A 14,081-nucleotide genomic window follows, 5' to 3' on the forward strand; every position below is an offset into this window, starting at 1 on the left:
CCGCGAGCCCTATTCGGCGCTCGCGGCCCGTTCGAGAACGAGTTCTCGAACGCGAGCGGCGTCGGCTGATCCGCGCATCGCCTTCATGACGGCCCCGATGATCGCTCCCGCGGCCTGCACCTTGCCGTCGCGGATCTTCGCGAGCACGTCGGGCTGCTGCGCGAGCGCCGCGTCGACCGCTTCGATGAGCGCGCCGTCGTCGGAGACGATCGCGAGCCCACGAGCCTCGACGATCTCGGACGCAGTGCCCTCGCCGTCGATGATGCCGGCGATGACCTGTCGCGCGAGTTTGTCGTTGAGAGTTCCCGCGTCGACGAGCTCGACGACGGACGCGACCTGCTCGGGGGTGATCAGGTCGGCCGAAGGAGCCGACCGCTCGTTGGCGATGCGCGCGATCTCGCCCGTCCACCACTTGCGGGCGGTCTGCGGCGGCACGCCGACCGCCACGGTCTCCTCGATGGTCGACAGCAGGCCGGCGTTCACGAGGTCCTGGAACTCGAGTGTCGAGAACTGCCATTCGCTGCGCAGCCGGCGGCGACGGAGCGTCGGGTGCTCCGGCAGCTGCGCGCGCAGCTCCTCGACGAGTTCGCGCTCGGGGGTGAGCGGCGCGAGATCGGGCTCGGGGAAGTACCGGTAGTCGTCGGCGTCGCTCTTCGGACGCCCCGGCGAGGTCTCCCCCGTGTCCTCGTGCCAGTGACGCGTCTCCTGCGTGATGGAGCCGCCCGCGTCGAGAATGTGCGCCTGACGCTGGATCTCGAACCGCACGGCCCGCTCGATGGATCGCAGGGAGTTCACGTTCTTGGTCTCCGTGCGCGTGCCGAGCACCGACATCCCCGCATCCTCGTTGCCGCGCGGTCGCAGCGAGACGTTCGCGTCGCAGCGGATGTTGCCGCGCTCCATCCGCGCGTCCGAGATGCCGAGCGCCACGACCAGGTCGCGGATGGTCGACACGTAGGCCGACGCGATCTCCGGCGTGTCGGCCTCGCCGCCGAAGATCGGGCGCGTGACGATCTCGACGAGCGGCACACCGGCGCGGTTGTAGTCGACCAGCGAGTACTCGGCGCCCTGGATGCGCCCGGTCGAGCCGCCCACGTGGTTGAGCTTGCCGGCGTCCTCCTCCATGTGCGCCCGCTCGATCGGCACGTGCACGATGCGGCCGGAGGCGAGTTCGATCTCGACCGATCCGTCGTGCGCGATCGGGTCGTCGTACTGCGAGATCTGATAGTTCTTGCCCATGTCGGGGTAGAAGTAGTTCTTCCGCGCGAATCCCGAGACCTCCGCGATCTCGCACCCGAGAGCGAGGCCGAGGCTGATCGAGTACCGCACGGCTTCGTGGTTGAGCACGGGGAGCGAACCGGGGAGCCCGAGGCACACCGGGGCCAGGTTGGTGTTGGGGTCGGAGCCGAACACATTGGGTGCGGTCGAGAACATCTTGGTCTTCGTGTTGAGCTCGACGTGCACCTCGAGCCCGATCACGGGCTCGAAGAGTTCGAGCGCGCGATCGAAGTCCATCAGTTTGGTCTTCGCCATCAGTTCGCCGCCTTTCCGTTCGGGGCCGTAGCAAGGAACGCCGCGTCGAGTTCGGGGGCCTGCGCCCAGAAGGGCGCGTCGTCTCGTTCGGCGATGAGCTGCTCGATCGCGCTCCCGGCGCGGTACAACCGCGCGTCCTCGAACGCCGGAGCCATGAGCTGCAACCCGACGGGCAGCCCGTCTTCGCTCGCCGTGCCGATCGGCAGGCTGATGCCGGGGATGCCGGCGAGGTTCGCGGGAATCGTGGTCGCGTCGTTGAGGTAGTCGCGCATCGGGTCGCCGCTGTGCGCGCCGAGCGCCCAGGCCGTAGTCGGGGCCGTCGGCGATGCGATGACGTCGACGCGCTCGAACGCTGCGGCGAAGTCGCGCTGGATGAGGGTGCGCACCTGCTGCGCGCTGCCGTAGTACGCGTCGTAGTAGCCGGCGGAGAGCGCGTACGTTCCCAGGATGATGCGTCGCTTGACCTCGGCGCCGAAGCCGGCCGCACGGGTCTCGCTCATGACGCTCTCGACGGTGCCCCCGCCCTGCGGGGCGACGCGCAGGCCGAAGCGCACGGAGTCGTACTTCGCGAGATTGCTCGACGCCTCCGCGGGGAGGATGAGGTAGTAGGCCGCCACCGCGTACTCGAAGTGGGGCGCGTCGATCTCGACGAGCTCCGCACCCTGCGCGGTGAGGAGCTCCAGCGCCTGCTCGAAGCGGACCTGCACGCCGGGCTGCACCCCGTCGATCATGAGCTGCTTGACCACGCCGACGCGCAGACCGCGCAACGTGGCGGGATCTGAGCCGTCGCGCGCTGCACGAGCCATGGAGGGCCAGGAGAAGTCGAGCGACGTGGAATCGTGCGCATCGTGCCCGGCGATGACATCGTGCAGCAGCGCCGTGTCGAGCACCGTGCGCGCGCAGGGGCCGATCTGGTCGAGCGAGGAGGCGAGCGCGATGGCGCCGTACCGGCTCACGCCGCCGTAGGTCGGCTTGACGCCGACGGAGCCGGTCAGCGCTGCGGGCTGACGGATCGAGCCGCCAGTGTCCGAGCCCAGCGCCAGCGGGGCTTCGAACGCGCTCACAGCCGCAGCCGATCCGCCGCCCGAGCCTCCCGGAACGTTCCCGAGCTTCCACGGGTTGAGCGTCGGCCCGTAGGCGGAGTTCTCCGTGGATGATCCCATGGCGAACTCGTCCATGTTCGTCTTGCCGATCGACACGAGGCCGGCGGCTCGTGCGCGAGCGACGGCGGTGGCGTCGAACGGCGACCGGTAGCCCTCGAGGATCTTGGAGCCGGACGTGGCCGGCATGTCGGTCGTGACGAGCACGTCCTTGATCGCGAGCGGCACGCCCGCGAGTTCGCCGAGCGACTCGCCCACAGCTCGGCGTGCGTCGATGTCCCGTGCCGCGGCGAGGGACGCCTCGGCGTCGGTCGCGAGGAACGCGTTGAGGGCGTCGTCGACCTCGGCGATGCGGTCGAGGTGCGCGCGCGTCGCCTCCTCGGACGAGACCTCGCCGGAGACGAGGCGTGCGGCGAGGTCGGCGGCGGTCAGGCGCGTGAGTTCGCTCATGCCCGCGCTCACTGCTCTTCGCCGAGGATCGAAGAGACGCGGAACATGCCGTCGGCCGACTCCGGCGCGTTCGCGAGCGCCTGCTCGCGGGTCAGCACGTCGGAGACGACGTCGGGCCGGGTCACATTGCTCAGCGGAATGGGGTGGCTGGTCGCGGGGACGTCGGGTGTCGCCACCTCGCCGACCTTCGCGATATGGGTCAGGATCGAGTCGAGGTCGCTCGTGAGTGCGCCGATCTCGTCTGGGGTGAGGGCGATTCGTGCGAGGCCCGCGAGATGTGCGACGGTATCCGCCGTGATCTCGGTGCTCGCCGCGCTGGCTTCAGGCATGCTGCTCCATCGGGAGGGGTCGTCTGGGATCGCCCACCATCCTATCGGCGGGGCGCGGGGAGAACTCTGCGGCGCTCAGCCGGGCACGGCGTCCGCGAATGGCAGCGCCGCATCGGTGCGGGCGCCCTCGTGCGTCCAGAGCCCCGAGCAGGCGCGGCGGTGGCTGGTCACCAGGTGGGTGTCGACGATGCCGATCGCAGTCATGAGCGCGAACACCGTCGTCGGGCCGACGAAGGCGAAGCCGCGGCGCTTCAGCTCCTGGGCGAGCGCACGCGACTCGTCGGAGGTCGCGGGCACGTCGTCGTCGCTCGCCGGGGCGGGCGAGCGCTCCGGGCGGAATGACCAGACCAGTTCGGCGAGCCCGCCGCCGCTGTCGCGCAGGCGCAGGGCGGCCTGAGCGTTCGCGATGGTCGCGACGATCTTCTTCCGGTTGCGGATGATGCCCTCGTCGTGCAGCAGGTGCTCGACCTCCGCATCTCCGAAACAGGCCACCCGCTCGATGGAGAAGCCGTCGAAGGCCTCCCGAAAGGCGTCGCGCCGACGCAGAATGGTGAGCCACGACAACCCCGATTGGAAGGCTTCGAGCGAGAGCCGCTCGAAGACGCCGTCATCGTCGAACACCGGCATGCCCCACTCCGTGTCGTAGTACTCCGTCAGCAGCGGGTGCTGAGCGGCCCAGCCGGCTCGCATCGGGGTTTCGGCATCCTCGGCCATCGGCACTCCTTCACAAGAATCGACGCGGAAACGGCACCGCGTTCGGTGCTCCTACCGTAGGCGCACCGCACTCTCGCTTCCCTCCGCGTGAACAAACTGTGGATGGATTGGCAATTTTGTTCTTATTCGTCGCCTGTGGACGAACGTGCGCCTTCCGTGACCGCCTGCGGTCCCTCCGACACGAGGAGCGCGAACTGAGCCGCATCCAGCACGGGGATCCCGAGCTCTTCCGCCTTCGCCAGCTTCGAGCCGGCGCCGGGGCCGGCGGCGACGAAGTCGGTCTTCTTCGAGACGCTCGACGCCGCCTTGCCCCCTGCGGCGATGATCGCCTCGGTGGCGCCCTCACGGGTGAAGCCGTCGAGCGACCCCGTGGCGACGACGGTCAGGCCGGAGAGCACGCCCTCAGCGGACGCGGCGCCCGGCCCCGGGTGCCCGGGCGTCGCCCACTGCACGCCCGCAGCCGTCCAGCGCTCCACGATCTCCCGGTGCCAGTCGACCTCGAACCACGCCGTCAGCGAATCGGCGATGATGCTCCCCACTCCGTCGACCTCCGCGAGCGCCTCCTGCGACGCCGCGCGGATCGCGTCGAGCGACCCGAACCAGTCGGCGAGCGCGCGCGCCGCGACCGGCCCCACGTGTCTGATGTTCAACGCGACCAGCAGCCGCCACAGCGGCTTCGTCTTCGCCTTCTCCAATTCGGCGAGGAAGGTCTCGGCGTCTCGCGAGGGGTGCACCACGCGGTGGTTCTTGCGCAGGCCCGCCTTGCGCCGCTCGGCGGGGCTGAGCCCCGCCGCGGCGGGCGGGTACTCGAGCGTGACGCGCTGGAACGGTGCGCGCCGCACGAATTCGCCCGTCGTCTCGTCGATCCGCTGCTCGCCCGTCTCGCTGTCGCGCACGATCACGACGATCGGCACGATCTGCTCCAGCGTGAGGTCGAAGAGGCCCGCCTCCGTTTCGAGCGGCGGCACCGACGGCGCCTCGGGCTGCGTCAGGGCCGCCGCCGTGATCTCGCCGAGCACCTCGATGTCGAGCGCCCCGCGCGAGCCGATGTGCTCGACGCGGCCGCGCACCTGCGCCGGGCAGTCTCGGGCGTTCGGACAGCGCAGATCGATGTCGCCCTCCTTCATCGGGCGCAGCGGGGTGCCGCACTCGGGGCAGGTGTCGGGCATCCGCCATTCCCGCTCCTCGCCGTCGCGCAGCTCGACGACGGCCCCGAGCACCTCGGGGATCACGTCACCGGCTTTGCGCAGCACCACGGTGTCGCCGATGCGCACCCCCTTGGCCTGCACGACCTGCTGATTGTGCAGCGTCGCCTGGCGCACGGTCGACCCCGCGACCTTCACCGGCTCCATCACCGCGTACGGAGTGGCGCGCCCGGTGCGACCCACCCCGACGCGGATGTCGAGCAGCCGCGTGTGCACCTCCTCCGGAGGATACTTGTAGGCGATCGCCCAGCGGGGGGCCCGGCTCGTCTCGCCGAGCTCGCCGTGCAGCGAGAGCTCGTCGACCTTCACCACGATTCCATCGATCTCGTGCTCGACGTCGTGGCGGTGCTCGCCCCGGTCCTCGATGAACTCCACGACCTCGTCGACCGTGTCGAAGACGCGCGAGTGCGGCGAGACGGGAAGCCCCCAGCCGGCCAGCAGCTCGTAGACCTCCGACTGATTCGCGATCGCCGGGTCGGGCCACGCGCCGATTCCGTGCACGTAGAGCGACAGGCGCCCGAGCCGATCCCGCATCAGTGCGAGCTCCGACTCCGTCTTCTTCTCCGCCCGCTGCCGCAGGCTTCCCGCCGCGGTGTTCCGCGCGTTCGCGAACTCCGGATACCGCACCGGAATCTGCTCGACGGCACGCCCCTTGGCCAGTTGCTCGGCGACGAACGCCTTTTGCAGCTCGTGCTGCCGCTCATTGAGCGCATCGAAGTTCTCCCCGGTCAGGAAGACCTCTCCGCGCGCCTCGAAGAACGCCGGGAAGCCGCTGCCCGAGAGCGTGCGCGGAATGACCGGGATGAGATCCACGTTCTCCGTGATGTCCTCCCCCACGCGCCCGTCGCCCCGCGTCGTCGCCGTCTCCAGCACCCCGTCGCGGTAGGCCAGGCTGATCGCCAGACCGTCGATCTTCAGCTCCGACAACCACCGCACGGGACGCCCCGCCGCGGCGGCGGCCTTCGCCGCCCAGTCGCGGAACTCCTCGACGGAGAACACGTTGTCGAGACTGAGCATCCGCTCCGCGTGCTGGTGCTCGGGGAAGCCGGCGGAGACGACGGCCGCGCCCACCTCGCGCGTCGGGCTGTCCTGGCTCGCGAGCTCGGGGAACGCGCGCTCGATGGCCTCCAGCCGATGGAACATCTCGTCGTACTCCGCATCGGATACGAGGCTCGCGGCTTCGGAGTAGTAGGCCACGCGCAGGCGCTCGATCTGCTCGGCGAGGCGCTCCGACTCCTCCCGGGCGGCGTCGAAATCTTCGGGGATCTGCTGCGCGTTCGTGCTCACGACTCCAGTGTATGAGCGCCGACCGACATTCAGGAGCGGGTTGCGGCCGCCTCGAGGGGCACTGCCCGATCGATGGTGAACTGCCCCAGCACGCGCGTGCCGACGTAGAGCACCGCGGTCTGCCCGGGGGCGACGCCGACCAACGGCTCCGCGTGCTCCAGGTCGATGTCGACGACCACCTCGTGCGTGGCATCCGCGCGATGCAGCTCCGTGCGCTCGTCGTCGTGGATGGCGGCGAGCCGCGCGAGTGCGGGAACCGGGTCGGCGTGCGCGCGTATCTGCACATCGCAGGTGAACGGCTCCGCGGGATCGAAGCCGGGCTCGCCCGCCCAGCTGAAACGGCCGCCGGCGATCCTCGAGATCTCGAGCCGCTCCTTCGGTCCGACGACGACCTGATTCGAGACCGGTCGGATCGACAGCACGTACCGGGGCTTCCCGTCCGGAGCCGGGCGGCCGAGCTGCAGGCCGCGGCGCTGGCCCACCGTGTAGCCGTGCGCGCCGTCATGGCTCCCCACCACCGCTCCCGTCTCGTCGAGGATGTCTCCCGGCGAGCGGTCGACGTGATCCGAGAGCCAGCCGCGCGTGTCTCCGTCGGGGATGAAGCAGATGTCGTGGCTGTCGGGCTTCTGCGCCACCTGGAGGCCGCGCTCGGCCGCCTCCGCTCGGATGAGCTGCTTCGACGGCGTGTCGCCCAGCGGGAAGTAGCAGTGCGCGAGCTGCCGCTCCGTCAGCACGCCGAGCACGTACGATTGATCCTTCGCCCACGCGCTCGCGCGGTGCAGCTCCGGTCCATGCGCACCGGGGATGAGCGTGGCGTAGTGGCCCGTGGCCACGGCGTCGAAGCCGAGCGCCGTCGCCTTGTCGAGCAGCGCGGCGAACTTGATCTTCTCGTTGCAGCGCATGCAGGGGTTCGGAGTTCGGCCCGCCGCGTACTCGGCGATGAAGTCGTCGACCACGTCCTCCGTGAACCGCTCGCTCAGATCCCAGACGTAGAAGGGGATGCCGAGGAGGTTCGCCGCTCGCCGGGCGTCCATCGCGTCCTCGATCGTGCAGCACCCGCGGGAGCCGGTGCGGATCGTGCCGGGCATCCGACTCAGCGCCAGGTGCACTCCGACGACATCGTGGCCCGCTTCAACGGCGCGAGCAGCGGCGACGGCCGAATCGACGCCGCCGCTCATCGCTGCCAAAATCTTCACCAGAGCATTCTAGTCGCTGCGCGGGCGCGCGTCGATGACGAGCAGCGGCCGGCGGTGGCGGACCGGGTCTGCAGCGGACGGCATCAGCTCAGCCCGGCCGCTCGCGCCGCGCGCACCGCCCCCGGGAGCGCCCGCACGAGGGCATCCACCTCGGCGGGGCGAGTCGCGTGCCCGAGGGTGAATCGCAGCGCTCCGGCCGCCTCATCCGGCGCGACGCCCATCGCGAGCAGCACGTGCGAGATCTCCGCGACGCCCGCCTGGCAGGCCGACCCCACCGAGACGGAGACGCCCGCGGCGTCGAGCAGGAAGACCAGCGAGTCCCCCTGGCACCCGGGGAAGGTGAAGTGCGCGTTTCCGGGGAGTCGCCCGGGGCCGAGGGGCGCACCGCGGAGCACCGCGGAGGGATCGGCCGCGCGCACGCCGGAGATGAGGCGCTCGCGCAGGGACTCGACGTGCTCGATCGTGCTCGCCCGCGGGCGGCCGTCCTCGTCCAGCACGAGTGCGAGGGCGGCGGCGAAGGCCACTGCGCCGGCGACGTCCTGGGTGCCGGATCGCGACCGCTGCTGGCTGCCTCCGTGCAGCAGCGCGTCGGCCGTGACCCTGCGACCGAGCACCAGCGCGCCCACGCCCACCGGACCGCCGACCTTGTGCGCCGAGAGGCTGAGCGCGGCGGCGCCGGACTCGGCGAAGTCGATCGGCACCTGGCCGAGCGCGGACACCGCGTCGACGTGCGCCGGAATGCCGTGCTCGGCGGCGATCCGGCACAGCTCGCGGACGGGCTGCACGGTGCCGACCTCGTTGTTCGCCCAGAGGAACGAGACGACGGCGATCCGATCGGCGCCGGCCTCGTCGATCGCGGCGGCGAGTGCATCGGGCGCGAGCAGCCCCCGCTCGTCGATCGGCACCCAGACCAGCTCCGCGTCCTGAGTGTCGCGCAACCACTCCGCCGCCTCCACCGTCGCATGGTGCTCGCCCGCGGCCACCAGCACGACCGGGCCCGCACCGGCCCGTCGGCGCGACCAGTAGAGCCCCTTCAGCGCGAGGTTGATCGACTCCGTGCCGCCCGCCGTGAAGATGAGCTCGGCGTGATCGCACCCGACGAGCCGGGCGACCCGGTCGCGCGCCGACTCGAGCACCTGGCTCGCCCGCTGCCCGTGGCCGTGCGTCGACGCGGGGTTGCCGACGGTGCGCAGCGCCTCGACGTAGGCGTCGAGCACGGCGTCGGGCATCGGCGAGGTCGCGGCATGGTCGAGATACGCGTTCCCGCCGACCATCATCGGTGCACCGCTCAGTAGAGGAGGTTCGCGAGTCGGCCGCGCGCCGCGGCCACACGAGGATCGCCGACGCCGACGACCTCGAACAGCTCGAGCAGGCGCTCGCGGATCACGGCACGGCCATCGGCGTCCTCCGCCGCGAAGAGGTCGAGCAGGCGGAGGAACGCATCCTCCACGTGCCCGCCCGACACGTCGAGATCCGCGACGCGGAGCTGCGCCTCGATGTCGGTCGGGGCCGCGGCTGCGCCGCTGCGGATCTCATCGGCGGTGAGCCCCTGCAGACGGTGCAGCAGCTTCACCTGCACGAGCGCCGCCCGCGCGTCGGCGTCCGCCGGGGAGCGGGTCAGCACCGCCTCCCACTCCGAGATCGCCTGAGCGTAGTCGCCGCGCTCCGCCGCCTCGATCGCGGCGAGGTGCGCCGCGGGGATCTCGGGCTCGGCCGGGGCGTCGCTCGCATCGGCGCCCCCATCGGGGGCGTGCACCCGGCCCGCGACGCCGTGCTGCTCCGCCAACTGCAGCAGCTGGCCGAAGAACTCCCGCACCTGCTCCTCCGGGACGGGGCCCTGGAACAACGGCACGGGCCGACCCCCGACGAGCGCGACGACCGTCGGAACCGCTTGCGCCTGGAACGCCTGGGCGAGCCCCGGATTGCCGTCGGCATCGATCCGCGCCAGGAGCACGCGTCCGTCGAGGTCGCGCGTGACCCGCTCGAGCACCGCTCCGAGCGCCGCCGACGGCTCGCTCCGCGTGGACCACAGCAGCGCGACGACGGGAACGACGCTCGAGAGCTGCGCGGCCTGCTCGAAGGTCTCGTCGGTCACGTCGAGCACGAGGGACGGCACGTCGACGACCGGCGCCCCCTGAGCTCCGGGAGCACCGCTCGCCGACGGCGCTGCGGCGCCGGGCTGCGGGGATGCGGCTCGCGCTGCGAGGTGGCTGAGGTCCACCCCTCCACCGGGAATGCGCTCCGGGATCTGCTGACTCATCGGTCGGGTCCTCTCTCGTGGTCGTTGGTCACGGCTTCGCGGCGGGCGAGACGCTCGACCGCGCCGCTGCGCCGACGGGGTGCTGGGGAATCAGTTGGAGACGCCGACGAGCTCGCTCGTCACGCCGAGCAGCTCGATCTTCGCGCCGTCCGACTTGCTGGGGACGAAGAAGAGCATCTGGTGGGCGACCTGCTGCACGAGCCGCTCCTGCTCGCCCTCGAGCCCGGACAGGGCCGTGATGGCGCCCTGCGCTTGCGGCTTGAAGCGGCCGCCGGCGGCATCGACGATCTGCTCGTCGATCACCGTCGTCGCGACGAGCGCTCCCCCGGCGCCCGTGGAGAGGGCGACGGCGGGCGTGTCGCCCTGGCGCGCGGTCGCGCTGTACTTCATGGTCTGATCCTTGTCGTCCGACTGCTGCTGCGCAGCGGCGGCGCGCGCCCGACCGTAGTTCTCGAGCAGCGTGTCGCTCTCGAGATCGAACAGATCGGCCTCCGGAGCCTCCGTGCCGTTCTGCAGCAGCGCGGCGTAGGCGTCGCCGACCTGCCCCGGCGGGAGCACGAGCGTCTCGATGTCGTTGGAGAGCAGCGCCGTTCCGTCCTCGGCCGGCGCAGCCTGCGGCATCGAGATACCGCCGCGCAGAGCGATGACCCGCGAGACCTCGAAGTTCTCCTGCGGCGACTGCTGGGTCAGGATCAGGGCGAGCGAGGGCGATGTCTGCTGCTCCGCTGCGTCTGCACCGGAAGCGGCCTCGTCCTCCGCCGCGCTCGCATCCTCGGACCCATCGGCGGTGCCGTCCGCCGCGGCGTCGGCATCGGTCTTGCCCGACTCCGACGCCACCGTGATGAACGCGGTGCGCGGCCACGACTCGGTGCTCTGCACCAGCGCGTAGTCCAGCTCCTCGTCGGTGATCCGCGGCGGCACCACCGCGTAATCGGGCACCGCGGAGCGGATCTGATAGTTCGCCGTGCGCTGGGCGAGCGCGTCGTCGACGAAGCGCTCCTCGAGGGCCGCGGCGTCGAGCTCGTCGTCCCCGCGATTCGCCGCGGCGGAGATCTGCTCGACGATTCGGTGCAGCTGCGCCTCGGTGACGGGCACCGGAGCGATCGACGACGGCTGCGCGGTCGGCGTCTCCTCCACCTGCTTCGGCCCCACCTGCGGCCAGTACTCGGCCGAGCAGCCGGTGAGACCGAGCACCGTGGCGATCCCGAGCACCGGGATCGCTCGGCGCGCCCGGCGCCCGATGCGCATCGCGCGCGCTCCCCCTCGGTCGTTCGACGATCGGTCGTGCCTCGTGGCGGACATGCGGTCTCCTCGGGGTGCGGTGGCCGCGCCGGAGTCGACCGGCGCTGATGCGCGGCGATTCCGGCCGTTCGGCCGTGCGAATGCGTTGCGCAGACCCTGCAGGGGCCCGCGACGCCCGCGGCGCGGGCCGAGGCCGCGGCGATCGTGGTCGATGGCGAGCAGGTAGAGCACCGCGCCGACGACGGCGAGCAGTCCTCCCGCTGCGAGCAGGGGTCCGGCCCACGGCGTGCTGCGATCCTGCGCCCACACGAGGGTCAACTCGCTCGGAATCGGATCGGTGCCGTTGGTCGCGATGAGCACCGACTGGTCGACGGCGATCGATACCGGCACGCGCAGCGTCTCCGTCTCCGTCTCCGACGCCGCATCGCCGACGCCGTCGATGTAGCGCGAGTCGAGCCAGAGATCGCTGCCGCGGGGGTCGAGGCCCGCCGCGGCGTCGGTCGGCTCCGAAGCGGAGCCCGCGGGAGGGGCGTCCACCGGAGCACCGGGGATCAGCGCCGTCAGCAGCCGCTCCTGACGCTGATCGACGGTGAGCTCGGCGTGCGGGAACGGCTCCAGCCAGGCATCCACGTCGCGAGTCATCGCCGTCGCGACGAACGCATCGGCGCCCTGCACCACGACGTTCGCCTGCCCGGGCAGTTTGGCGAACTCCGCTCCGTCCACGACGGCGAACGCCGCCTCCGACTGGGTGTCGACCGGCAGACTGATCTCGGCGGGGCCGGCGAGAAAGGTGCGCTGCCCGAGCCCGAGGAGCAGTAGCACTCCGGACAGCACGAGCACTGCGATCGCAAGCGCATGTCGCACGGGATCTCCTCTACTTTCGCGTCGGTCCGGGAGCGAGCGGCGGGAGCCCCGGCACCCGGACACGATTCTTCGACCTCCCACGGTACCGGAGCTTCCCGGGTGTGACATGAAGACGCCGATTTCGGGCCGTTCCGAGCGACCTCGGGAGCGGGAGCGCTCCCCCGGCCCGCTCAGTCCGTTACGCTATCGTTGGGGGCAATCGTGTTCTCGTCGCGGCCCGTGGGTGCGCGACGACTTTCAGTTACCGGAGGGCCCGTGTCCGAACCAGCCCAGCAGTTCTCACCCGCGTTCCGCGGTTACAACCGCGAAGAGGTCGACGAACGAGTCAGCGCGCTCACCGGCCACATCGCGACGCTGCAATCCCACCTCGAGTCGCTGCAGCAGGCCCATCAGCAGGCCGCGCAGGTCGGGAACGAGCAGCGGCAGCTGATCGCGGATCTGCAGGAGCAGGTCGCCGAGCTCGGCGCCTCGGGCTACTCGGGTCTCGGCCTCCGCGTCGAGAAGAGCCTCCAGGTCGCCGAGGATCACGCGCAGCGGTTGATGGCGCAGGCGGACCTCGACGCCGAGAAGCTGCGCCGATCCTCTGAGGAGGAGAGCCGCCGCGTGCTGACGCAGGCGCAGCAGCGCGCCGATGCACTCCTCACCTCCGCCTCCGAGCAGGCCGAGATCATCCTCACCGGAGCGCGCAACGACGTCGCGACGCAGAGCGCCGAGGCGAACGCGGAACGCGACCGACTGCTCGACGAGGCGCGGCGCGAAGCCGAGCTGACGCGCAGCAGCGCCGAGCGCGAGGCGCTCGCCGAACGTGAGACCGCCCACCGTGACGCCCAGGCCGCGATCGCCGCCGCCGAGGCCGAGGCGGAGCGCCTCACCGCCGAGTCCCGCGCCGCCGCGAACGAACTGCGCGCGCAGACCGAGAGGCAGGCGGAGGCCTTCGAGCGCCAGCGCGCCGAGAACGAGCGGGAGGCGGAGCTCGAGCGGGCGCGCCTCGTGCAGGAGGGCGAACGCGCCCGCGCCGAGTTCGAGGCGCGGCGCCAGCGCGAAGAGGCTGAACTCGAAGAGCGCTACACGGAGCAGCAGCGCACGCTCGAGGCGCATATCGACGCCCAGCGGCGAGCCCTCACGACGGAGGTCGAGACACTGCGCGGGCGCATCGCCCAGGAACGCGCCGAGCACGACACCGCCCTGCAGCAGGAGCGCGACGCGCACGACCGGCGCCTGCGCGCCGAGCTGCAGACGCACACCGATCGCATTGCGCAGGAGCGCGCCGAGCACGAGGCGGGCATTGCGCGCGACCGCGAGGCGCTCGATCAGGAGCTGACGACGCGCGCAGCTCAGGCCGAGCGGGAGCGGGAGCGCGAGGACGCCCTGGCTGCGGAGGACCGCGCAGCCGCAGCGGCGCGCCTCGACGCCCAGCTCGCAGCGCAGCGCGAGGATCACGATCAACTGCTCGCCGGAGAGACGGCCGCGCAACGCGCATCCCTGTCGCAGGAGCGCGACGCGCACGACGCGGCGATCGCCGCCGAGCTCGCCGAGCACCGCGACACCATCGCCCGCGAGCGCGCCGAGCACGACACGAGCATCGCCACCGAGCGCGCCGAGCACGACGCCCGGCTGCAGCAGGAGCGAGCGACGCACGACGACGCACTCGAGGAGGAGCGCACCGCCCAGGAGACGCGCCTCGCCGACGAGCGGCAGCGGCAAGAGGTACGGCTCTCGGACGAGCTCGCCGCCCATGTCTCGCGCCTCGCCCAGGAGCGCGACGCCCATGAGACCTCGATCTCGACGGAGCGCGCCGAGCACGAAGCCGCGATCGCTGCGGAGCGCAGCGCGCATGAGGCGCGCATCGCCGACGAGCTGGAGGCTCACCGCACGGCGATCTCGGGCGAGCGCGAGGCGCACGA

9 protein-coding genes and 1 pseudogene are annotated in these 14,081 nt (G+C 71.5%); 1 reads left to right on the top strand and 9 read right to left on the bottom strand.

The genetic code is table 11. The features are described from left to right. Nucleotides 1–9: 9 nt before the first annotated feature. From gatB to NS354_RS09545, 9 genes are all read right to left on the bottom strand, one after another. Nucleotides 10–1,530, bottom strand: coding sequence for an Asp-tRNA(Asn)/Glu-tRNA(Gln) amidotransferase subunit GatB (gene gatB, locus NS354_RS09505; RefSeq protein ID WP_058594275.1), 1,521 nt, complete (start codon nt 1,528–1,530; stop codon nt 10–12). Next, entirely contained in the window at nt 1,530–3,080 is a 1,551-nt protein-coding gene (gatA, locus tag NS354_RS09510; protein ID WP_058594285.1) for an Asp-tRNA(Asn)/Glu-tRNA(Gln) amidotransferase subunit GatA, read from the bottom strand. Before gatA ends, gatB begins: the two co-directional genes overlap by 1 nt. An 8-nt stretch (nt 3,081–3,088) precedes the next feature. Beyond that, entirely contained in the window at nt 3,089–3,409 is a 321-nt protein-coding gene (gene gatC, locus NS354_RS09515; RefSeq protein ID WP_058594276.1) for an Asp-tRNA(Asn)/Glu-tRNA(Gln) amidotransferase subunit GatC, read from the bottom strand. A 75-nt stretch (nt 3,410–3,484) separates the two neighbouring features. Then, a complete protein-coding gene (locus NS354_RS09520; protein ID WP_058594277.1) occupies nt 3,485–4,123 on the bottom strand; it encodes a DNA-3-methyladenine glycosylase I in 639 nt (212 codons plus the stop codon). Nucleotides 4,124–4,245: 122 nt separating this feature from the next. Then, complete coding sequence (gene ligA / locus NS354_RS09525) at nt 4,246–6,615, bottom strand: NAD-dependent DNA ligase LigA (RefSeq protein WP_058594278.1); 2,370 nt, start codon at nt 6,613–6,615, stop codon at nt 4,246–4,248. A gap of 29 nt (nt 6,616–6,644) precedes the next feature. Further along, nucleotides 6,645–7,811, bottom strand: coding sequence for a tRNA 2-thiouridine(34) synthase MnmA (gene mnmA, locus NS354_RS09530; RefSeq protein WP_241490468.1), 1,167 nt, complete (start codon nt 7,809–7,811; stop codon nt 6,645–6,647). A gap of 83 nt (nt 7,812–7,894) precedes the next feature. Next, the gene (locus tag NS354_RS09535; protein WP_058594280.1) at nt 7,895–9,088 is read right to left on the bottom strand and encodes a cysteine desulfurase family protein; all 1,194 of its coding nucleotides are present in this window, start codon (nt 9,086–9,088) and stop codon (nt 7,895–7,897) included. An 11-nt stretch (nt 9,089–9,099) separates the two neighbouring features. Beyond that, nucleotides 9,100–10,071 (bottom strand): tetratricopeptide repeat protein, encoded by a 972-nt coding sequence (locus NS354_RS09540; protein WP_058594281.1) that lies wholly within the window; start codon nt 10,069–10,071, stop codon nt 9,100–9,102. A 90-nt stretch (nt 10,072–10,161) separates the two neighbouring features. Continuing rightward, nucleotides 10,162–12,177 carry a hypothetical protein gene (locus tag NS354_RS09545; RefSeq protein WP_058594282.1) on the bottom strand — a complete coding sequence of 672 codons (2,016 nt, stop codon included), beginning with the start codon at nt 12,175–12,177 and terminating at the stop codon, nt 10,162–10,164. 255 nt (nt 12,178–12,432) lie between these two features. Here NS354_RS09545 and NS354_RS09550 point away from each other — a divergent pair. Further along, a pseudogene (locus tag NS354_RS09550) lies at nt 12,433–14,081 on the top strand (hypothetical protein); the annotation flags it as partial.

This window comes from Leucobacter chromiiresistens (assembly GCF_001477055.1).
Taxonomy (GTDB): Bacteria; Actinomycetota; Actinomycetes; order Actinomycetales; family Microbacteriaceae; genus Leucobacter; species Leucobacter chromiiresistens_A.

What these genes read in the sequence shown, in the direction of transcription:
- gatC (WP_058594276.1), bottom strand. Translation starts at nt 3,409, where the DNA reads ATGCCTGAAGCCAGCGCGGCGAGCACCGAGATCACGGCGGATACCGTC.
- gatB (WP_058594275.1), bottom strand. Translation starts at nt 1,530, where the DNA reads ATGGCGAAGACCAAACTGATGGACTTCGATCGCGCGCTCGAACTCTTC.
- NS354_RS09520 (WP_058594277.1), bottom strand. Translation starts at nt 4,123, where the DNA reads ATGGCCGAGGATGCCGAAACCCCGATGCGAGCCGGCTGGGCCGCTCAG.
- NS354_RS09540 (WP_058594281.1), bottom strand. Translation starts at nt 10,071, where the DNA reads ATGAGTCAGCAGATCCCGGAGCGCATTCCCGGTGGAGGGGTGGACCTC.
- gatA (WP_058594285.1), bottom strand. Translation starts at nt 3,080, where the DNA reads ATGAGCGAACTCACGCGCCTGACCGCCGCCGACCTCGCCGCACGCCTC.
- NS354_RS09535 (WP_058594280.1), bottom strand. Translation starts at nt 9,088, where the DNA reads ATGATGGTCGGCGGGAACGCGTATCTCGACCATGCCGCGACCTCGCCG.